Source organism: Streptomyces sp. NPDC002784 (genome assembly GCF_053592135.1).
In genome coordinates this window covers 40,094-59,833 of record NZ_JBSFVD010000013.1, presented here as the reverse complement: position 1 = coordinate 59,833, position 19,740 = coordinate 40,094, and the positions used below count along the sequence as shown (strand labels likewise).

General features: G+C 72.6%; 14 protein-coding genes. 8 read left to right on the top strand and 6 right to left on the bottom strand.

Translation table 11 applies throughout. The annotated features are described in order from the left end of the window. Positions 1-66: 66 nt before the first annotated feature. Both ACWD1Z_RS22350 and ACWD1Z_RS22345 read right to left on the bottom strand, forming a co-directional pair. The gene (locus ACWD1Z_RS22350; protein ID WP_451121104.1) at positions 67-513 is read right to left on the bottom strand and encodes a type II toxin-antitoxin system PemK/MazF family toxin; all 447 of its coding nucleotides are present in this window, start codon (positions 511-513) and stop codon (positions 67-69) included. Positions 514-571: 58 nt separating this feature from the next. Then, positions 572-1,996 (bottom strand): amidase, encoded by a 1,425-nt coding sequence (locus ACWD1Z_RS22345; protein ID WP_451121103.1) that lies wholly within the window; start codon positions 1,994-1,996, stop codon positions 572-574. Positions 1,997-2,192: 196 nt separating this feature from the next. Between ACWD1Z_RS22345 and ACWD1Z_RS22340 the strand changes: the two genes are divergently transcribed. Continuing rightward, entirely contained in the window at positions 2,193-3,578 is a 1,386-nt protein-coding gene (locus ACWD1Z_RS22340; protein WP_451121101.1) for a glycoside hydrolase family 43 protein, read from the top strand. A gap of 22 nt (positions 3,579-3,600) precedes the next feature. Here the strand turns inward: ACWD1Z_RS22340 and katG are convergent, their stop codons facing one another. Then, positions 3,601-5,790, bottom strand: coding sequence for a catalase/peroxidase HPI (gene katG, locus ACWD1Z_RS22335; protein WP_451121100.1), 2,190 nt, complete (start codon positions 5,788-5,790; stop codon positions 3,601-3,603). Between the two features lie 234 nt (positions 5,791-6,024). Here katG and ACWD1Z_RS22330 point away from each other — a divergent pair, with 234 nt between their 5' ends. Next, complete coding sequence (locus ACWD1Z_RS22330) at positions 6,025-7,974, top strand: sigma-70 family RNA polymerase sigma factor (RefSeq protein ID WP_451121098.1); 1,950 nt, start codon at positions 6,025-6,027, stop codon at positions 7,972-7,974. A gap of 94 nt (positions 7,975-8,068) precedes the next feature. Further along, positions 8,069-11,443 (top strand): pyruvate carboxylase, encoded by a 3,375-nt coding sequence (locus ACWD1Z_RS22325; RefSeq protein WP_451121096.1) that lies wholly within the window; start codon positions 8,069-8,071, stop codon positions 11,441-11,443. A gap of 2 nt (positions 11,444-11,445) precedes the next feature. Here the strand turns inward: ACWD1Z_RS22325 and ACWD1Z_RS22320 are convergent, their stop codons facing one another. Further along, positions 11,446-12,087 carry a class I SAM-dependent methyltransferase gene (locus ACWD1Z_RS22320; RefSeq protein WP_451121094.1) on the bottom strand — a complete coding sequence of 214 codons (642 nt, stop codon included), beginning with the start codon at positions 12,085-12,087 and terminating at the stop codon, positions 11,446-11,448. 133 nt (positions 12,088-12,220) lie between these two features. Here ACWD1Z_RS22320 and pgm point away from each other — a divergent pair, with 133 nt between their 5' ends. Together pgm and ACWD1Z_RS22310 are read left to right on the top strand one after the other, a co-directional pair. After that, entirely contained in the window at positions 12,221-13,861 is a 1,641-nt protein-coding gene (gene pgm, locus ACWD1Z_RS22315) for a phosphoglucomutase (alpha-D-glucose-1,6-bisphosphate-dependent) (RefSeq protein WP_451121092.1), read from the top strand. Positions 13,862-13,979: 118 nt separating this feature from the next. After that, complete coding sequence (locus tag ACWD1Z_RS22310; RefSeq protein ID WP_451121090.1) at positions 13,980-14,726, top strand: anti-sigma factor antagonist; 747 nt, start codon at positions 13,980-13,982, stop codon at positions 14,724-14,726. Positions 14,727-14,945: 219 nt separating this feature from the next. Here ACWD1Z_RS22310 and ACWD1Z_RS22305 read toward each other — a convergent pair whose 3' ends face one another. Both ACWD1Z_RS22305 and ACWD1Z_RS22300 read right to left on the bottom strand, forming a co-directional pair. After that, the gene (locus ACWD1Z_RS22305; protein ID WP_451121089.1) at positions 14,946-15,479 is read right to left on the bottom strand and encodes a DoxX family protein; all 534 of its coding nucleotides are present in this window, start codon (positions 15,477-15,479) and stop codon (positions 14,946-14,948) included. 94 nt (positions 15,480-15,573) lie between these two features. After that, positions 15,574-16,095, bottom strand: a complete 522-nt coding sequence (locus ACWD1Z_RS22300; protein ID WP_451121087.1) for an N-acetyltransferase family protein — start codon at positions 16,093-16,095, stop codon at positions 15,574-15,576. Between the two features lie 7 nt (positions 16,096-16,102). Here ACWD1Z_RS22300 and ACWD1Z_RS22295 point away from each other — a divergent pair, with 7 nt between their 5' ends. The 3 genes from ACWD1Z_RS22295 (at position 16,103) to ACWD1Z_RS22285 (ending at position 19,615) form a co-directional block, all read left to right on the top strand. After that, positions 16,103-16,681: a helix-turn-helix domain-containing protein gene (locus tag ACWD1Z_RS22295; RefSeq protein WP_451121328.1), complete on the top strand. Its 579-nt coding sequence runs from the start codon at positions 16,103-16,105 to the stop codon at positions 16,679-16,681. Positions 16,682-16,710: 29 nt separating this feature from the next. After that, entirely contained in the window at positions 16,711-17,892 is a 1,182-nt protein-coding gene (locus tag ACWD1Z_RS22290) for an MFS transporter (protein ID WP_451121085.1), read from the top strand. A 64-nt stretch (positions 17,893-17,956) separates the two neighbouring features. Next, on the top strand, positions 17,957-19,615 hold the full coding sequence (locus ACWD1Z_RS22285; protein ID WP_451121083.1) for a hypothetical protein: 1,659 nt from the start codon (positions 17,957-17,959) through the stop codon (positions 19,613-19,615). Positions 19,616-19,740 lie beyond the last annotated feature (125 nt).

Genomic DNA, 19,740 nt, shown 5'->3' with positions numbered 1-19,740 from the left:
CCGAGCGGCCTTCGAACGGGCGTTCCCGGAGTCTCAGCTTCAGCCGTAGCGTTCGTGCCCGGAGTCTCAGCTCCAGCCGTAGCGCTCCCGCAGCCGGTGGCGGACCGCGTTGAACCGCATCCGGTCCAGCGCGCACGCCTCGCGCCGCATGCCCCGCTCGTGCAGCCGCAGCACCCGGTCCACGGCGACCCAGGAGTCCCGCCCGGACCGGTCCCAGGGCCCGCGCCCGATCGCCACCCAGTCCCGGTGCGCGTCATGCCGCTTGCTGGACAACTGCACGGCCAGGACGGTGCCGCCCGGCTCCCCTGCCACCACCAGCACGGGCCGGTCCTTGCCGCGGCCGTCGTTCTCCTCGTACGGCACCCAGGTCCACACGATCTCGCCGGGATCCGGGTCGCCGTCGTGGGCGGGCGAGTACTCGGTGCGCACCCGGCCCACCTCGCGGGGGTCGGCCTCGACGGTGGCGAAAGGGCCCTGACGGCCGGGGATGTTCTCTTCGGTGGACGCAGTCACGGGGATCACGGTAGAGCGTGCGCCGGGGCGAACGGGTGCCGGGCACCCCGCCGTTGCTCTACCCGGCCGGGATGTCCGAGGCGAGCTGCCCCGGCGGCCATGCCTCGTGCCAGCGCAGTTCCGCCTCCAACTGGGCGGCGAGCGACAGCAGAAGGGGCTCGCTGTGGGCCGGGCCCAGCAGTTGGGCGCCGACCGGCAGACCGCCCTCCACGAAGCCCGCGGGGACGTTCACGCCGGGCCAGCCCAGCACGTTCCACGGCCAGGCGAAGGGACAGGCGGCGATCATCGCGCGGTCGGTGGCGAGCCCGCCGAGCCCCAGCATCGCGCCGATCCGCGGCGGGGGAGCGGCCGTCGTCGGCGCGAGCATCACGTCGTACGCCTCGAAGAACGTGCCGATACGGCGGTGCAGCACCGCCTCGGCGCGCCGGGCCGCCCGCAGCGGTGCCCCGCCGAGCAGCCGGCCCAGCCGGGCGGCGCCCAGGGTGCGCCGGTCCAGCAGCGCGGGAAAGGGCGACTCGCTCACGAACTCGGCGATCCCCATGGTGGCCCGCGGCACGAAGGCCAGCCCGATCTGTCCGTACGGCGGATCGGCCTCCTCGACGGTGTGCCCCAACGCGGCCAGTCTCTCGGCGAGTCGGACCACCTTGTCGCGGACCTCGGGCCGGAGCCGGGCCGGTACCGCGGTGAACGGGGGCTTCAGGGCCAGGGCGATGCGCAGTCGTCCGGGGTCGCGGCCCACGGCCGCCGAGGCGTCGACGGCCGGCGGACGGCAGGGGTCCCCGGCGTGGTTGCCGCTCGCCGCGTCCAGCAGCAGGGCCGCGTCGGCCACCGTGCGGGCCAGCGTGCCGTTGACCGTGATGCCCTGGAAGGACTCGCCGCGCGGCCAGGTCGAGATCCGGCCGCGCTGCGGCTTGATGCCGACCAGGTTGGTCCAGGACGCCGGGATCCGCACCGACCCGGCGCCGTCCGAGCCGAGCGCGGCGGGGACCAGCCCGGCGGCGACGGCGGCGGCCGAACCGCCCGAGGAACCGCCCGGCGTGTGCTCGGTGTTCCACGGATTGCGGGTCTCGCCGAAGGCCGGGCCCTCGGTGAACGGCCACTGCCCCAGTTCGCAGGTGTTGGTCTTGCCGACGATCACGGCCCCGGCCGCGCGCAGTCGCCGTACCGCCTCGCCGTCCTCGGCGACCGGCGGGAACTCCCCCTGGCAGCCGAACGCGGTGGGCTCCCCGGCCACGTCCATGTCGTCCTTGACGGCGACCGGCACCCCGAGCAGCGGTCGCCGTCCGCCCGAGGCGAGTTCCCGGTCCGCCGCGTCCGCCTCGGCGAGCGCCGCCTCGGCGCGGACGATCCGGAAGGCGTTGAGGGAGCCCCGCGTCGCCTCGATACGCGCGAGCGCCCGCTCGACCAGCTCCCGGGAGGTCACCTCCCCGTCGGCCAGCGCGCGGGCGGACTCGGTGAGCCCTGCGGAACGGTCGAACGTCATACGGGGCACCTCCGGTGACGGCCTTGTCTACTGAACAGTAGCCTCTGGGGCGCCCTTTGAGTCGGCTTGCGTCGGGCGGTGCGCGGACCATTGACGCACTCTCGTCCCACCCCTACCTTCTGACCGATCTTCCGAACCGGGTTCGGTAAGTCGAACAACTCGGTGTGTGCCCCACGCGTCAGAGGGAGAGCCGCCCATGACCCCGCAACACCCCACCACGTCCCGCCGCACCCTGCTCCGGGCGATGACCGCCCTGCCCGCCTCGGCCCTGCTGCTGTCCGAGGCGCCCGGACTGCTCGGGACGGCCGCCGCCGCGCCGCCGAGCGGTTCCGCCACCCGCTACACCATCGTGCCGTTCCTCAACAGCAACGACGGCACGGTCAACGTCTACCAGTCCGACGACGCCACCGACTTCCGGCTGCTGCGCTCCGCCGCCTACACCCCGCCCGCCGGCCGCATCCGCGACGCCAGCGTCATCCGGCACACCGACGGCTACTACTACGTCACCTACACCACCCGCACCTGGCAGGACACCAGCACCACCATCGGCTTCGCGCGCAGCACGGACCGGGTCAACTGGACCTTCCTCCACGACCATCCGGTCCCGATCGCGAACCTCTCCCGCGCCTGGGCGCCGGAGTTCTTCGTCGACGGCGACGGCAGCGTGCACGTCATCGTGTCCTGCTCCACGACGAACGACGAGTGGATCTTCACGCCGTACCGGCTCAGGGCCACCAACTCCGCCCTGACCGCGTGGAGTTCACCGGTCGCCCTGACCGGCATCGGCGCCAACCACATCGACACCTTCCTGGTGCGGACCGGCTCGACCTATCACGCCTTCACCAAGAACGAGACGACGAAGTACATCGAGTACGGCACCGCGACCTCCCTGGCCGGGCCCTACACGATCTCCCGCACGGGCGACTGGGCCGGCTGGGGCAGCTACCGCGAGGGCCCGGCGCTGGTCCAGCTCGACAACGGCGCCTGGCGGATGTTCTTCGACGGCTACGGCGACGGCAGGTACTACTACAGCGACAGCCACGACACCTTCGCCACCTGGTCGGCACCGGCCGCGCTGCCCGCGATCTCCGGCACGGCCCGGCACTTCACGGTGGTCAAGGAGACCGTGCCGGGCGGCCCGAGCCTGGCCCGAGGCACCACCCGCTCCTTCCGGTCCGCCAACTACCCCACCCGCTACTGGCAGCAGCAGTCGGCCCTGCTCAACCTCCCCGTGGTGAGCGCCTCCAGCACCACCGCCGAGAAGCAGGCGGCCACCTTCACGGTCACCGCGGGCCTCGCCGACGCGGGCGGCTACTCCTTCCGCGACGCCTCCGGCGCCTACCTGCGCCACTACGACTTCCGCGCCCGCTTCGACGCCGACAACGGCACCGCGGCGTTCGCCCGGGACGCCACGTTCATCGCCCGCACCGGCACGGCGACGGGCGCGCTGCGCTTCGAGTCGTACAACTACCCGGGCCGCTACCTGCGGCACTACGGCTATCAGCTGCGGGTGGAACGGTCCGACGGGACGGACCTGTTCCGGCAGGACAGCTCCTTCGTGCCGGTAGCGGCCTGGGGTTGAGTCGTACGGCGGCCGGATCCGCTCAGGACAGGTCGAACCGGTCCAGGTTCATCACCTTGTCCCACGCCGTCACGAAGTCGCGCACGAACTTCTCCTCCGCGTCCCTGGAGCCGTACACCTCCGACAGGGCCCGGAGCTGGGAGTGCGAGCCGAAGACGAGGTCGACGGCCGTGGCGGTCCACCTGACCTCGCCCGTGGCGCGCTCCCGGCCCTCGAAGACGTTCTCGTCCGCGGCCGACGCCTTCCACTCCGTGCTCATGTCGAGCAGGTTGATGAAGAAGTCGTTGGTCAGGGTCTCCGGCCGGTTGGTGAGAATTCCGTGCCGGGACTGCTTGAAGCCGGTGTTCAGGGCCCGCATGCCGCCGATCAGCACCGTCATCTCGGGCGCGGTCAGGGTGAGCATGTTGGCGCGGTCCAGCAGGAGGGTCTCCGGCGACAGCTTCTCGCCTGCCCGCAGGTAGTTGCGGAACCCGTCCGCCTGGGGCTCCAGCATGGCGAACGTCTCCACGTCGGTCTGCTCCTGGGAGGCGTCCGTGCGGCCGGGGGCGAACGGGACCGTGACCGGGTGCCCGGCGTTCCTCGCGGCCTGCTCGACGGCCGCGCAGCCGCCCAGGACGATCAGGTCGGCGAGCGACACCTTCGTACCGCCGGTCTGCGCGGCGTTGAAGTCCTGCTGGATCCGCTCCAGGGCCGCCACCGTATCGGTGACCTCGGGCAGGTCGTTGATCTCCCAGTCCTTCTGCGGTGCCAGCCGGATCCGGGCGCCGTTGGCCCCGCCGCGCTTGTCGGTGCCGCGGAAGCTCGCCGCCGCCGCCCACGCGGTGGTGGCCAGCTGGGACACGGACAGTCCCGAGTCGAGGATCGTGGCCTTGAGGGCGGCGATGTCCTCGTCCCCGACCAGCTCGTGGTCGGCCTCGGGGACGGGGTCCTGCCACAGCTGCGGCTCGGGAACCCACGGGCCGAGGTAACGCGACAGGGGGCCCATGTCACGGTGCAGCAGCTTGTACCACGCCTTGGCGAACGCCTCCGCGAGCTTGTCCGGGTTCTCGTGGAAGCTCTTCGCGATCGGCCCGTAGACCGGGTCCACCTTCAGCGCGAGGTCCGTCGTCAGCATCATGGGCGCGTGCCGCATCGACGGATCGTGGGCGTCGGGCACGGTGTCCTTGGCCGAGGCGTCCGTGGGAGTCCACTGCTTCGCGCCGGCGGGGCTCGTCGTCAGCTCCCACTCGTACCCGAACAGGTTGTTGAGGTATCCGTTGTCCCACCGGGTCGGCTCGGAGGTCCACGCGCCCTCCAGCCCGCTGGTGAGCGCGTGCGGGCCGACGCCGCGGCCGTAGGTGTTCCGCCAGCCGAGGCCCTGCTGCTCGATGGGGGCTGCCTCGGGCTCCGGGCCGATGTAACTGACGTCGACCGCGCCATGGCACTTGCCGAAGGTGTGGCCGCCGACGATGAGGGCGACCGTCTCCTCGTCGTTCATCGCCATGCGCCCGAACGTCTCGCGGATGTCCCTGGCGGCGGCCAGCGGATCCGGGTTGCCGTTGGGGCCCTCGGGATTGACGTAGATCAGGCCCATCTGCACGGCACCGAAAGGACCGGTGAGTTCCCGGTCGCCGCTGTACCGCTCATCGCCGAGCCAGGTGTCCTCGGGTCCCCAGAAGATCTCCTCCGGCTCCCAGATGTCCTCGCGTCCGAAACCGAATCCGAACGTCTTGAACCCCATCGACTCCATGGCGCAGTTGCCGGTGAACACGAGGAGATCGGCCCAGGAGATCTTCCGGCCGTACTTCTGCTTCACCGGCCAGAGCAGACGGCGCGCCTTGTCCAGGCTCGCGTTGTCCGGCCAGCTGTTGAGCGGGGCGAAGCGCTGCGCACCGCTGCCGCCGCCGCCCCGGCCGTCCGCGATGCGGTACGTGCCCGCGGCGTGCCAGCTCATCCGGATGAAGAGCGGCCCGTAGTGACCGTAGTCGGCGGGCCACCAGTCCTGGGACGTCGTCATCACCTCGATGACGTCCCGCTTCAACGCCTCCACGTCGAGGGTCGCGAACTCCTTCGCGTAGTCGAAGTCCTCCTCCATCGGATTGGAGCGGGACGAGTGCTGGTGCAGAACTTGGAGGTCCAGCTGATTGGGCCACCAGTCCCGGTTCGTCCTGGGCCGAGTCGAGGTGGGACTCGGGGAGGGGATTACCGGGTTCTCGCTCTCACTGCCGGGCATGATTGTCCTTCTTCCTGTCACCGTGTCCGTTTCGTGCCGGGTCGGCGTCCGTATGGTCGCGTACCGCAGAGCGCATCGCTACGAACCACGCAGGGGCAGCCGATTCGGCGGCCGCAGGTCAGCGACGGGGTTTTCGGTTCCCGCTGGGGTTTCTGTTATGGCACCCCCCTGCCGGAGGTCTCCCGTATACCGGGCGAAAGAATGCGGCAACCGAGAGGGATGTGGTGGTCAGGCATGGCAGCGATGGGAGAGCACGAGTACGCCGTGGTCGAGGCGGCTCGGCGGGGTGACCTCCGGGCGCAGGACGAGCTGGTCGGCGCGTATCTGCCGTTGGTCTACAACATCGTGGGCCGGGCGCTGAACGGACATGCCGACGTCGACGACGTCGTGCAGGAGACCATGCTCCGCGCTCTGCGCGCGCTCGGCTCGCTGCACCACCCGGCCAGCTTCCGGTCCTGGCTGGTGGCCATCACGATGAACCAGGTCCGCACCTACCAGCACCGGCAGCAGGCGGCACCGGCGGGCTCGGAACTGGAGGACGCCTACGACGTGGCCGACCCCGGCGCGGACTTCGTGGACCTGACGATCCTGCGCCTCGGTCTGGACGGCCAGCGGCGCGAGGTGGCGCAGGCCACGCGCTGGCTGGACGGCGACGACCGGATGCTGCTGTCGCTGTGGTGGCTGGAGGCCGTCGGCGAGCTGAGCCGGGCGGAGGTCTCCGCGGCGCTCGAGCTGTCCCAGCAGCACACGGCGGTGCGGGTGCAGCGGATGAAGGCTCAGCTGGAGACCGCCCGCCTGGTGGTACGGGCGCTCGCCGCGACGCCGCCCTGCGGCCACCTCGCCCAGGTGATCGGGAACTGGGACGGCCGCCCGTCGCCGCTGTGGCGCAAGCGCATCGCCCGGCACGCCCGGGACTGCGTGCCCTGCTCGGGTCACCAGAGCGGGCTGGTCCCGGCCGAGGGGTTGCTGGTCGGGCTGGGACTGGTGCCGGTCGCTGCCGCGCTCACCGGCCTCGCCGGGCTGACCGCGTTCGCGACCACGGAGACTGCGGCTGCGGCTTCGGGTGTGGCGGGGTATGGGGACGTGGGGCATGGTGCGGCTTCGGGTATGGCGGGGTATCCGGACGCCGGTCATGGTGCGGCTTCGGGTATGGCGGGGTATCCGGACGCCGGTCATGGTGCGGCCTCCGGTGTGGCGGGGTATGGGGACTTCGGTAATGGTGCGGCCTCGGGGATGGCGGGGTATGCGGACGCCGGTCATGGTGCGGTCTCCGGTGTGCCGGGGTATCCGGACTTCGGTCATGGCGCGGCCCCGGGGGTGCCGGGGTATCCGGATCACGGCCACGCCGGGGACCCGGCAGAGCACGCCTCCGCGTACGCCCATCCGGAATCCGGCACCGCAGCCGCGGAGGGCGACCCCACGGCCGTACTCGCGCCGGTGCGCACCGCACCCTCCCGAGGGCGCCACGGACACGGCCGACGCAGACGAATATCCCAGCGTCGCCGGATCACCGGCGTGGCCGCCGCGGTCGCCGTACTGATCACCGGAGGCACCGTCGCGACCCTGAGCCTGCAGCCGGACGGCGAGGGCGACAAGGTCCAGTCCGCTGCCGACACGCCCCCGGCCCCCTCCTCGGCTCCCCCCACCGCCTCGGCGTCACCCTCCCCGTCCCAGTCGCCGAGCAAGTCCCCCTCACCCAAGCCCAGCACCAAGTCCCCGAAGCCGACGCCGACACCGTCGCGCACGAAGCCGCAGCCGCAGAAGGCGACGACGCCCCCGCCCCGTCCGTCGGCGACCCCCGCCCCCGCACCCGCGGGCACGCCCTCCGCGCAGGTCCTCGCCCTCGTCAACAACGAGCGCGCGCAAGCCGGTTGTGGGCCCGTGACGCACGACGGACGCCTCGCCCGGGCCGCTCAGCTGCACAGCGAGGACATGTCGCGGAACCAGTACTTCGACCACACCAGCCCGGACGGCCGCACCTTCGCCGACCGGGCCGCCGCCCAGGGACATCCGTCGCCCGGAGCCGAGAACATCGCCCGCGGCCAGACCAGCCCGGAAGCCGTGATGGCAGCGTGGATGAACTCCCAGGGCCACCGCGAGAACATCCTCAACTGTTCCCTCACCACCATGGGCATCGGCCTGGTGGAGGACGACTGGACCTGGACCCAGGTGTTCGGCTACTAGGGGTGTCAGGGCCCGCCGTGGCCAGGTTCACATGGCGTCGGCGCGACGGGGCCGACACCATGGTGCACCTCACCCGCAGGCGAAGGGATCACGAATGTTCCGCAAGGTGCTGGTCGCCAACCGAGGCGAGATCGCGATTCGGGCCTTTCGTGCGGGCTACGAGCTGGGCGCGCGGACCGTCGCCGTCTTCCCGCACGAGGACCGCAACTCGCTGCACCGGCTGAAGGCCGACGAAGCCTACGAGATCGGCGAACCGGGACATCCGGTGCGCGCCTATCTCTCCGTCGACGAGATCGTCGGCGCGGCCCAGCGCGCCGGCGCGGACGCCGTCTACCCCGGTTACGGCTTCCTCTCCGAGAACCCCGAGCTGGCCCGGGCCTGCGCGGCGGCGGGCATCACGTTCGTCGGACCGGACGCGGACATCCTGGAGCTGACCGGCAACAAGGCCCGCGCCGTGGCCGCCGCCCGCGAGGCCGGCGTACCCGTGCTGCGCTCCTCCGCGCCCTCCAACGACATCGACGAACTCGTCCGCGCCGCCGAGGACGTCGGCTTCCCGGTGTTCGTCAAGGCCGTCGCGGGCGGCGGCGGGCGCGGGATGCGCCGGGTCGAGGACCCCGCCCAGCTCAGGGAGTCCATCGAGGCGGCCTCGCGCGAGGCGGCGTCCGCCTTCGGCGACCCGACGGTGTTCCTGGAGAAGGCCGTCGTCGAACCCCGCCACATCGAGGTGCAGATCCTCGCCGACGGCGACGGCAACGTCATCCACCTCTTCGAGCGGGACTGCTCGGTGCAGCGCCGCCACCAGAAGGTCATCGAACTCGCGCCCGCCCCCAACCTCGACCCGGCCCTGCGCGACCGGATCTGCGCCGACGCCGTCCGGTTCGCCCGGCAGATCGGCTACCGCAACGCGGGCACCGTGGAGTTCCTCCTCGACCGCGACGGCAACCACGTCTTCATCGAGATGAACCCGCGCATCCAGGTCGAGCACACGGTCACCGAGGAGGTCACCGACGTCGACCTGGTCCAGTCCCAGCTGCGCATCGCCGCCGGCGAGAGCCTCGCCGACCTCGGGCTCTCCCAGGAGACCGTCACCCTGCGCGGCGCCGCCCTGCAGTGCCGTATCACCACCGAGGACCCCGCCAACGGCTTCCGCCCCGACACCGGCCGGATCAGCGCCTACCGCTCACCCGGCGGCTCCGGCATCCGCCTCGACGGCGGCACCACCCACGCCGGTACGGACATCAGCGCCCACTTCGACTCCATGCTGGTGAAGCTCACCTGCCGGGGCCGGGACTTCGCCACCGCGGTGGGCCGCGCCCGGCGTGCCGTCGCCGAGTTCCGCATCCGCGGGGTGTCCACCAACATCCCGTTCCTCCAGGCGGTGCTGGACGATCCGGACTTCCAGGCCGGCCGGGTCACCACCTCGTTCATCGAGCAGCGCCCGCACCTGCTCACCGCCCGCCACTCCGCCGACCGCGGCACCAAGCTGCTGACCTACCTGGCCGACGTCACCGTGAACCGGCCGCACGGCGAGCGGCCCGACCTCGCCGACCCGATGGCCAAGCTGCCCCCCGTACCCGAGGGCCTGCCGCCCGCGGGCTCCCGGCAGCGGCTCGTCGAACTCGGCCCCGAGGGCTTCGCCCGGAACCTGCGCGAGGCGCCCACCCTCGGCGTCACCGACACCACCTTCCGCGACGCCCACCAGTCCCTGCTCGCCACCCGGGTCCGTACGAAGGACATGCTCGCCGTCGCCCCGGTCGTCGCCCGCACCCTGCCCGAGCTGCTCTCCCTGGAGTGCTGGGGCGGCGCCACCTACGACGTCGCCCTGCGGTTCCTCGCCGAGGACCCCTGGGAGCGGCTGGCCGCCCTGCGCGAGGCCGTCCCGAACATCTGCCTGCAGATGCTGCTGCGCGGCCGCAACACCGTGGGCTACACCCCCTACCCGACCGAGGTCACCGACGCCTTCGTGCAGGAGGCCGCCGCCACCGGTATCGACATCTTCCGCATCTTCGACGCCCTCAACGACGTCGACCAGATGCGCCCCGCCATCGACGCCGTACGCCGGACCGGGACCGCCGTCGCGGAGGTGGCCCTGTGCTACACCGCCGACCTGTCCGACCCGGACGAGCGGCTCTACACCCTCGACTACTACCTGCGCCTCGCCGAGCGGATCGTCGACGCGGGCGCCCACATCCTGGCCGTCAAGGACATGGCCGGACTGCTGCGGGCCCCGGCCGCCGCCACTCTCGTGACCGCGCTGCGCCGGGAGTTCGACCTGCCGGTGCACCTGCACACCCACGACACCGCCGGCGGCCAGCTCGCCACCTACCTCGCCGCGGTCCAGGCCGGGGCGGACGCCGTGGACGGGGCGGTCGCGTCCATGGCGGGCAGCACCTCCCAGCCGTCCCTGTCGGCGATCGTGGCCGCCACCGACCACTCCGCCCGCCCGACCGGCCTCGACATCCAGGCCGTCGGCGACCTGGAGCCGTACTGGGAGAGCGTCCGCAAGGTCTACGCCCCCTTCGAGGCGGGCCTGCCCGCGCCGACCGGCCGGGTCTACCACCACGAGATCCCCGGTGGCCAGCTGTCCAACCTGCGCACCCAGGCCATCGCGCTCGGCCTCGGCGACCGCTTCGAGGACATCGAGGCCATGTACGCCGCCGCCGACCGGATGCTGGGCAGGCTGGTGAAGGTCACCCCGTCCTCGAAGGTGGTCGGCGACCTCGCCCTGCACCTGGTGGGCGCGGGCGTCTCCCCGGCCGACTTCGAGGCGGAGCCCGACCGGTTCGACATCCCCGACTCCGTCATCGGCTTCCTCCGCGGCGAGCTGGGCACCCCGCCCGGCGGCTGGCCCGAGCCGTTCCGCAGCAAGGCCCTGCGCGGCCGCGCCGAGGCCAAGCCGCCCGCGGGCCTCACCGCCGACGACCGCGCGGGCCTGGTCAAGGACCGGCGCGCCACCCTCAACCGGCTGCTGTTCCCCGGCCCGACCCGCGAATTCGAGACCCACCGCCAGTCCTACGGCGACACCAGCGTGCTGGACAGCAAGGACTTCTTCTACGGCCTGCGCCAGGCCAAGGAGTACGCCATCGACCTCGAACCCGGGGTGCGGCTGCTGATCGAGCTGCAGGCCGTCGGTGACGCCGACGAGCGCGGCATGCGGACGGTGATGTCCTCCCTGAACGGCCAGTTGCGGCCCATCCAGGTCCGCGACCGGGCGGTGGCCTCGGACGTCCCGGCCACCGAGAAGGCCGACCGCTCGAATCCCGGCCATGTCGCGGCGCCGTTCGCGGGCGTGGTGACCCTCGCGGTCGCCGAGGGCGACCAGGTGGCGGCCGGGGCGACGGTGGCGACCATCGAGGCGATGAAGATGGAGGCGTCGATCACCGCCGCCAAGGACGGCACGGTCTCCCGGCTCGCGGTCAACCGGATCCAGCAGGTCGAGGGCGGTGACCTGCTGGTCGAGATCGGCTGAGGTCAGCGACGGCAGTACAGGAACAGGTGGGGCTCGGGCCCCGCTCCGGGGTGGTCCGGGGTGAAGACGGTGCTGTTGTGCGACAGCACCGTCAGCCCCGCCGCCTCCACCAGGGCGACGAGGTCCGCCTCGGCGAAGCTCGTCGCGCGCACCGGACGGCCCATGAAGACCACCTCGACGTCCGTCACGTCCCCGGGCACGGTCGCCAGCACCAGATGGCCACCGGGCCTGAGGGCCCGGGCCAGCCGGTCCACCACCGCGGTCTGCTCCGCGCGGGTCATCTGCAGCAGCGAGAAGAACACGCACACCCCGTCGAACGAGCCCTCCTCCAAGGGGAGTTCACGGATGTCGGCGCAGCGGAACTCGGCCCCGGGGACCTGTTGGGCGGCGAGTTCGACCATGACGGGGGAGACGTCGACGCCCAGCACCGAGTGGCCCGCCGCGGTGAGCGCGGCCGCGGTCGGCCGTCCGGTGCCGCTGCCCACGTCCAGCGTCCGGGCGGCGGGCGGCAGCCGTTCCAGCAGCCACTCCAGGGCGGACAGATGGGCGGGGGCGTGGGCGAACGCCTTCTCGTAGTCGGCACCCAGCGCGTCGAACAGCGCTGCGGCGGACGGGCGTTGGTCCTCGTACGGCACGTCGCGCATCCCTTCGCTCGGCGGCCCGTATCGTCGCATCCGGCGGACGTGCGCCACAACGGCGGCCCGGTGCGCGTCCCCGCGCCCAGCAGGGAAGAATGGGGTCCGTAACCGACGGTCGAAGCGTGCTGAGGAGCCGGAGATGCAGGACGAGCGAGCAGGGCAGGTCGCCGGGCCCGAGGACCTCATCGATGTGGCCCGCCTGGTCACGGCGTACTACGCGCTGCACCCCGACCCGGCCGAGCCGGGCCAGCGGGTGGCGTTCGGCACCTCGGGACACCGCGGCTCGTCCCTCGCGGCGGCGTTCAACGAGGACCACATCGCCGCCACCAGCCAGGCCATCTGCGAATACCGCACGGCGAAGGGCACCGACGGGCCGCTCTTCCTCGGCGCCGACACCCACGCCCTGTCCGAGCCCGCCCGGATCACGGCGCTGGAGGTGTTCGCCGCCAACGACGTCACCGTCCTCATCGACCAGACCGACGGCTACACGCCCACCCCGGCGGTCTCGCACGCCATCCTCGCCCACAACCGCGGCCGCACCTCCGGCCTCGCCGACGGCGTGGTGGTCACCCCCTCGCACAACCCGCCCGCCGACGGCGGCTTCAAGTACAACCCGCCGAGCGGCGGCCCGGCCGGCTCCGACGCGACCTCCTGGATCCAGGACCGCGCCAACGAGATCATCACCGGCGGCCTGAAGGACGTACGGCGCATCCCGTACGCACGCGCCCTCGCCGCGCCCGGCACCGGCCGCTACGACTTCCTCGGCACCTACGTGGCCGACCTGCCGAACGTCCTGGACCTGGACGCGGTCCGGACCGCGGGCGTACGCATCGGCGCGGACCCGCTGGGCGGCGCCTCGGTGGCCTACTGGGGCCGGATCGCCGAGCAGCACCGGCTCGACCTCACCGTGGTCAATCCGCTCACCGACCCCACCTGGCGCTTCATGACGCTGGACTGGGACGGCAAGATCCGCATGGACTGCTCCTCCCCGTACGCCATGGCCTCGCTCATCGAACAGCGCGACCGGTACGACATCGCCACCGGCAACGACGCCGACGCCGACCGGCACGGCATCGTCACACCCGACGGCGGTCTGATGAACCCCAACCACTATCTGGCCGTGGCGATCTCCTACCTCTTCTCGCACCGCGAGCGGTGGCCGGCGGGTGCCGGGATCGGCAAGACGCTGGTGTCGTCCAGCATGATCGACCGGGTCGCGGCGGAGGCCGGCCGCCCGCTCGTCGAAGTCCCCGTCGGATTCAAGTGGTTCGTGGACGGCCTGGCCGACGGCGGCCTCGGCTTCGGCGGCGAGGAGTCGGCGGGCGCGTCCTTCCTGCGCCGGGACGGCTCGGTGTGGACCACCGACAAGGACGGCATCATCCTGGCGCTGCTCGCCTCCGAGATCACGGCGGTCACCGGCACCTCCCCGTCGCGGCACTACGCCGAACTCACCGAACGCTTCGGCGCGCCCGCCTACGCGCGCGTGGACGCCCCCGCGTCCCGCGAGGAGAAGGCGCTCCTCGCGAAGCTGTCACCGCAGCAGGTCACCGCCGACACCCTCGCCGGGGACCCGGTCACGACGGTCCTGACCGAGGCCCCGGGCAACGGCGCCGCCCTCGGCGGCATCAAGGTGTGCACGGCCAACGCCTGGTTCGCGGCACGGCCTTCGGGCACGGAGGACGTCTACAAGATCTACGGCGAGTCCTTCCGCGGAGCGGATCACCTGCGCCAGGTCCAGGAGGAGGCCAGGTCGGTGGTGCTGGCGGCACTGGGCGGCTGACGCGGGCTCAACACGCCACGGCGCGGCGGGCATTCGGGGACGAGGCCCGCCCGCCGCTCCCGCCTGTGCGGTGCGCGCCGGGCGGATAGGATCCGGGTGCCCGAGATGAGGGGGCCTGGTGCAGCTGAAGGTGTCGTACGAGGACCAGCCCGGCGACATCACCGTCGTGCGGGTGGAAGGCGACCTGCTCGACGTCCGCACGGCGCCCGAACTGCGCACACTGCTGGTGCGGTTGGCCGAGGACGGGCGACTGATCTTCGTCATCGACCTGAGCGCGGTGGAGGACATCGACGGCACGGGGCTGGGGGTGCTGGTCGGGGCGCTGAAGCGGGTGCACTTCAAGGGCGGGACCGTCTCGTTGGTGGTCACGAGCGAGCGGGTGGTCGCGGTCCGGTCCAAGAGCGGCGTGCGCCGGGTCTTCCGTGTCCACGACACCGTGCCGAGCGCGGTCGCGACGCTCGCCGCCGACTACGCGGAAGAAGGCATCGAGCAGCGGCGCGCGGCCATCGAGCAACGGGCCCGCGAGCGGCGAGCCGTGCGACGCGCCGCCGCCCTCGGCGCCTCCGACGCCTGGACCGCGCTCGGCCGGGTGCGCGAACTCCGCGGCGACACCGCCGCCGCCGAACGCGCCTACCGCCGCGGCTGCGCGGCCGGCGACACCGAGGCGTACGCAGCGCTGGGCGCCCTGTACCTGGAACAGGGCCGCACGGCCGAGTCCTGCGCCGCCTACCGTTCGGCCGTGGACGCGGGCCTCCCCGACGCCTGGAAAGGACTCCTGACGGCCCTGGCGGCCCAGTCCCCCCGCGCGACGTCCGCACAACTGGTCAGCCGACTACGAACAACGGGCCTGCCCGCGGCCCCCTGACCCCGACACCCGCCCCGGCCGTCGTACGGGCAGCCCGGCAGCAGGCCAAGGGGGCTCCCAGGGAGGGCGCGCGGCGCCGCCGGCGGCTTGCGCCAGGTCAGGTGCCGGGCGCCGGTCAGCCCGGCCGCGGTGCCGGATGCGGTCGGGGCGGGCATGCGGTGACCGGGGCGGTCGGCGTGCGGCCGGTCCGGCACTGCGCCTGGATACCGCCGGCCGGCGTCAGCGGGAGAGCTTGGCTCGGGTGCTGGCCGCCCTGGCCGCCGGGCGGGCCGTCGCGCGCATGGAGCGGCTGACCAGGCGGGCGTCGCGGCGCAGGCCCTTGGCGGTGTGGCGGCTGCGCCAGGCCAGGGACGGGGAACCGCCGGTGTCGTCGGCGGCGATCAGCAGGCCGCCGAGCATCGACATGTTCTTCAGGAAATGGATGCGCTGCTGGGACCGCAGCTCCGGGTCGTCCTCCTCCCAGAAGCGGTGGCCGGCCAGCGTGGTCGGCACGAGCGTCGCCGCGATGGCGAGCGCGGCGATCCGGGGCATCCGGCCGATGCCGAGCATGACGCCCGCGGCGACCTGGACGGCGCCGTTGAGCCGCACCAGCTGTTCCGTGCGGTCCGGCAGGACCTCCACCCGTTCGGTGATGGGCTGGACGACGGGCTCCGCGGCCGGGGCCACGTCCTTGGGGTTGCGCAGGGAGTCCAGACCTCCGGTGACGAACATCGAGGCAAGCATCGGACGTCCGGCTACACGCAGCAGACTCATGGCACTCTCCGGGATTCGTGGCGTACGGACTGCGGTGATCACCGTGTTCCCGCCCCGCCCGGGCTCATGCGCCGTCCCCGGAACGGCCCAGCCCTTACCCGCCGAGCCGCAGCTGCATCAGCGTCAGGTCGAACCAGCGGCCGAACTTCGTCCCGGCCTCCTTCAGGGTGCCGACATGGACGAACCCGCGGTGCTCGTGCAGCCGGATCGAGGTGCTGTTGCCCGACTCGATCGCGGCGATCATGCTGTGCTGGCCCGTCGCGCGCGCCGTGGCGATGAGCGCGGTGAGCAGGGCGCCGCCGATGCCCAGACCCTGGTGACCGTCGCGGACGTAGACCGAGTCCTCCACCGTGTGGCGGTAGCCCTCCAGGGCCCGCCACGGGGCGTAGGACGCGTACCCGGCGATCTCCCCGGCGACCTCCGCCACCAGGGCCGAGCCGCGGTCGAGATGGTCGGCGAACCAGGCCCGACCCTCGGCGGGGGAGTGCGGGACCTGCGTCCACAGGGCCGTCGAGTGCTCGACGGCGTGGTTGCGGATCGCGACGACGGCCTCGGTGTCCTCCGGCCGTGCCGCGCGGACCGTGACGCCCCCTCGCTTCTCATATACTGGAATCATGTCCAATATGATAGATCCTCTGGTGGAGCGCATCGCCACCCGCATCCGTGCGGAGCGCGAGCGCCGCCGGTGGACGCTGGCGCAGCTCGCGGACGCCTCCGGCGTCTCCCGGGCGATGATCAACCGGATCGAGCGCGGCGAGAGCAACCCCACGGCCGTCGTCCTGGGGAAGCTGTCGGCGGCGTTCCGGATCAGCGTCGCATCCCTGCTCGCGCAGGCCGAGGAGCCCCCGGCCGAGACGCGGGCGGTGGGCGTGCGGCGGCGGGCCGACGACGCCGAGTGGACCGACCCGGAGACCGGCTACCGGCGCCGCCAGATCACCTCCCCGCGCTTCCCCGCCGAGATCGCGGAGATCCACCTGCCGCCGGGGGCCCGCGTCCCCTATCCGGCCGCCGCCTTCGCCTTCCTCCAGCAGCTCGTGTGGGTCCTGGAGGGCCGGCTCACCTTCCAGGACGGCGACACCGTCCACGAACTCGGCGCCGGGGACATCATCGAACTCGGCGACCCCGCCCCCCGCGTCTTCGCCAACACCGGCACGGACGCCTGCCGTTACGCCGTAGTCCTCAGCCGGACCGCCCGGCCGTGAGCCGTAGTCCTCAGCCGGACCGCCCGGCCGTGAAGCCCCCCCCTCGCCGGGGCGGCACCGCCCTGCTCGCCGTCATGGCCGGTACGGCGATAGCCGACAACTACACCCTCCAGCCCGCCCTCACCGTCGTCGCCGCCGACCTGGACGTCCCGCTCTCCGCGATCAGCCTCGTCCCGTCCGCCGCCCTCGCCGGCTCGATGACCGGCTTCGCCCTGCTGCTGCCCCTCGCCGACCGCATCGCCCCGAACCGCCTGGTCGCCGCCCACTTCACCGCCCTGACCGCCGGCCTCGTCCTGGCCGCCACCGCCGCCGACGCGGCCGTGCTGGTGGCCGCCCACCTGATCATCGGCGCCGCCGCCTCGGTCGCCGCCCAGGCGAGCGTCATCGCGGGACGCCTGGCCGCACCGGGCCGCCGCGGCGCCGCCGTCGCGCTCGTGGCGACCGGACTGTCCGCCGGGATCCTGCTCAGCCGACTCGTCGGCGGCGCCCTCACCGACCTGCTCGGCTGGCGCGCGATGCTCCTGGTCTGCGCCGCCCTCGCCCTGCTCGGCGCGGCGACGGCCGCGGCACTCCTGCCCCGCGCACGGCCCCGGGCACGCGCCTCCTACCGCACCGCGCTGGCCATGCTGCCCCGGCTGCCGCTGCGCGAGGCGCGGCTGCGGCGGGCGGTCGCCACCGGAGGGCTGTGGTACCTCGCCTTCACCCTGCTGTGGGTCGGCCTCGCGCTGTCCCTGGCCCGGCCCCCGCACTCCCTGGACCCCACCGCCATCGGGCTGTTCGGCCTGGCCGGGCTGCTCGGGTTCGCCGTCCTGCCGTTCACCGGGCGCCTCGTCGACCGGCACAGCCCGCACACCGTGATGACCGGCGCCGTGGCTGTCGCGGCGTGCGGCACCCTGCTGATCGCTCTCGCCCCGGACCACCTCGTGGCCATCGCCGTCGGCCTCGCGGTGTTCGACGCGGGCTGCTTCGTCGCGCAGGCCGCCAACCAGAGCCTCGTCATCGGCATCGACCCCGCCAACTCCGGCAGCCTCAGCGGCGCCTACCTGGTGCTGTACTTCGCCGTCGGCGCCCTCGGCACCGCCCTCGCCGGGCCGCTGCTCGACGCCATCGGCATGCGGGGCACCACGCTCGTCGCCGTCGGCGCGCTGGTCGGGGCCGCACTCCTCGCGCGCGGCGCCGAGCCCCTCGTACGAGTGAGACAAAAGCGCTAGTTCCCGGGCAAGTTCCGGGAACTCCGGAAGAATCCTGATTCCGAGCCGGCGTCAGGAGACACCCGTGGACTACTACGACCTCGGCCCGCACGGCCGGACCGTCACCACCGCGTCGCCCGCGGCGCAGCTCTGGTTCGACCGCGGGCTGACCTGGACGTACGCCTTCCACCACGAGGAAGCCGCCGAGTGCTTCCGGAAGGCCGCCGAGGCCGACCCCGACTGCGCCATGGCTTACTGGGGCATCGCCTACGCCCTCGGCCCGAACTACAACAAGCCCTGGGAGTTCTTCGACGAACGGGACCTGCTGCGCACCGTCGAACGCACCCACCACGCCGTGGAGTCGGCGCACGCCAGGGCGGCCGGCTGCACCCCCGTCGAACAGGCCCTGATCGGCGCCCTGCGCGCCCGCTACCCCCAGGCCGAGGCCGTCGAGGACTGCTCGGTGTGGAACACCCCCTACGCCGACGCCATGCGCGCCGTCCATGAACTCGCCCCGGACGACCCGGACATCGCCGCCCTGTACGCCGACGCGCTGATGAACCTCACGCCGTGGCAACTGTGGGACCTGCCCACCGGACAGCCCGCCGAAGGCGCCCGCACCACCGAGGCCAGGGAGGTGCTGGAGCGGGTCGTGGAGTCACCCCAGGGCCGACTGCACCCGGGCGTGCTGCACCTGTACATCCACCTCATGGAGATGTCCCCGACCCCCGAGGTCGCGCTGACCGCCGCCGACCGGCTGCGCGGACTCGTCCCCGACGCCGGGCACCTCCACCACATGCCCTCCCACCTGGAGGTGCTGTGCGGGGACTACCGGCGGGTCGTCTCGGACAACACCACGGCGATCCTCGCCGACGAGAAGGTCCTCAGGCGCTCCGGGGCGATGAACTTCTACACCCTGTACCGCGCGCACAACTACCACTTCCGTATCTACGGAGCCATGTTCCTCGGCCAGTCCCGGGTCGCGCTGGAGACCGCCGACCAGCTGGAGGCCGCGGTACCGGAGGATCTGCTGCGGGTGGAGAGCCCGCCCATGGCGGACTGGCTGGAGGCCTTCCTCGCCATGCGGGTCCACGTACTGATCCGCTTCGGCCGATGGTCCCACATCCTCCGGCTGCCGATGCCCGCCGACCCCGGGCTGTACCGCATGACGACCGCCATGCTCCACTACGCCCGCGGCGTCGCCCTCTCCGCCACCGGCCGGATCCCGGAGGCCGGGACGGAACAGCGCCTGTTCCAGGAGGCGGCGGCCAGGGTCCCCGGGACGCGCATGCTGTTCAACAACACCTGCGCCGACATCCTCGCCATCGCCGCGGCCATGCTGGAGGGCGAACTGGAATACCGCAAGGGCCGGTTCGAGGCCGCCTTCGCCGCCCTGGAACGCTCGATCGACCTCGACGACCACCTCCCCTACGACGAACCGTGGGGCTGGATGCAGCCCACCCGGCACGCCTACGGCGCCCTCCTCCTGGAACGGGGCCGGATCGCCGAGGCGGAGGCGGTCTACCGGGCCGACCTCGGCCTGGACGGCACCCTGCCGAGGGCGTGCCAGCACCCCGGCAACGTATGGGCGCTGCACGGCCTCCACGAATGCCTCACCCGCCAGGGCAAGGAGGGCGAGGCCCGCATCATCGCCCAACAGCTGCGGATCGCCGCCGCGTTGGCGGACGTACCGATCGAGTCGTCCTGCTTCTGCCGGCTCGACACGGGCGGCTGCTGCGCCTAGACGCTGCGCCGGGCCAGGGCGTCGGTCCGGTCGGCGATCACCGTGCACCCCTTGCCACCGCCTCACGCAGGCGCTTCACTTGGCGCACCTCCCACAGGAGAACACCCGAGCCCACCTTGCAGAAG

Bases quoted from the DNA above. Each gene is read 5' to 3' on its own strand.
- ACWD1Z_RS22305 (WP_451121089.1), bottom strand. From the start codon at position 15,479: ATGAGTCTGCTGCGTGTAGCCGGACGTCCGATGCTTGCCTCGATGTTC.
- ACWD1Z_RS22330 (WP_451121098.1), top strand. From the start codon at position 6,025: ATGGCAGCGATGGGAGAGCACGAGTACGCCGTGGTCGAGGCGGCTCGG.
- pgm (WP_451121092.1), top strand. From the start codon at position 12,221: ATGCAGGACGAGCGAGCAGGGCAGGTCGCCGGGCCCGAGGACCTCATC.
- ACWD1Z_RS22295 (WP_451121328.1), top strand. From the start codon at position 16,103: ATGATAGATCCTCTGGTGGAGCGCATCGCCACCCGCATCCGTGCGGAG.
- ACWD1Z_RS22325 (WP_451121096.1), top strand. From the start codon at position 8,069: ATGTTCCGCAAGGTGCTGGTCGCCAACCGAGGCGAGATCGCGATTCGG.
- katG (WP_451121100.1), bottom strand. From the start codon at position 5,790: ATGCCCGGCAGTGAGAGCGAGAACCCGGTAATCCCCTCCCCGAGTCCC.
- ACWD1Z_RS22300 (WP_451121087.1), bottom strand. From the start codon at position 16,095: ATGATTCCAGTATATGAGAAGCGAGGGGGCGTCACGGTCCGCGCGGCA.
- ACWD1Z_RS22320 (WP_451121094.1), bottom strand. From the start codon at position 12,087: ATGCGCGACGTGCCGTACGAGGACCAACGCCCGTCCGCCGCAGCGCTG.
- ACWD1Z_RS22345 (WP_451121103.1), bottom strand. From the start codon at position 1,996: ATGACGTTCGACCGTTCCGCAGGGCTCACCGAGTCCGCCCGCGCGCTG.
- ACWD1Z_RS22340 (WP_451121101.1), top strand. From the start codon at position 2,193: ATGACCCCGCAACACCCCACCACGTCCCGCCGCACCCTGCTCCGGGCG.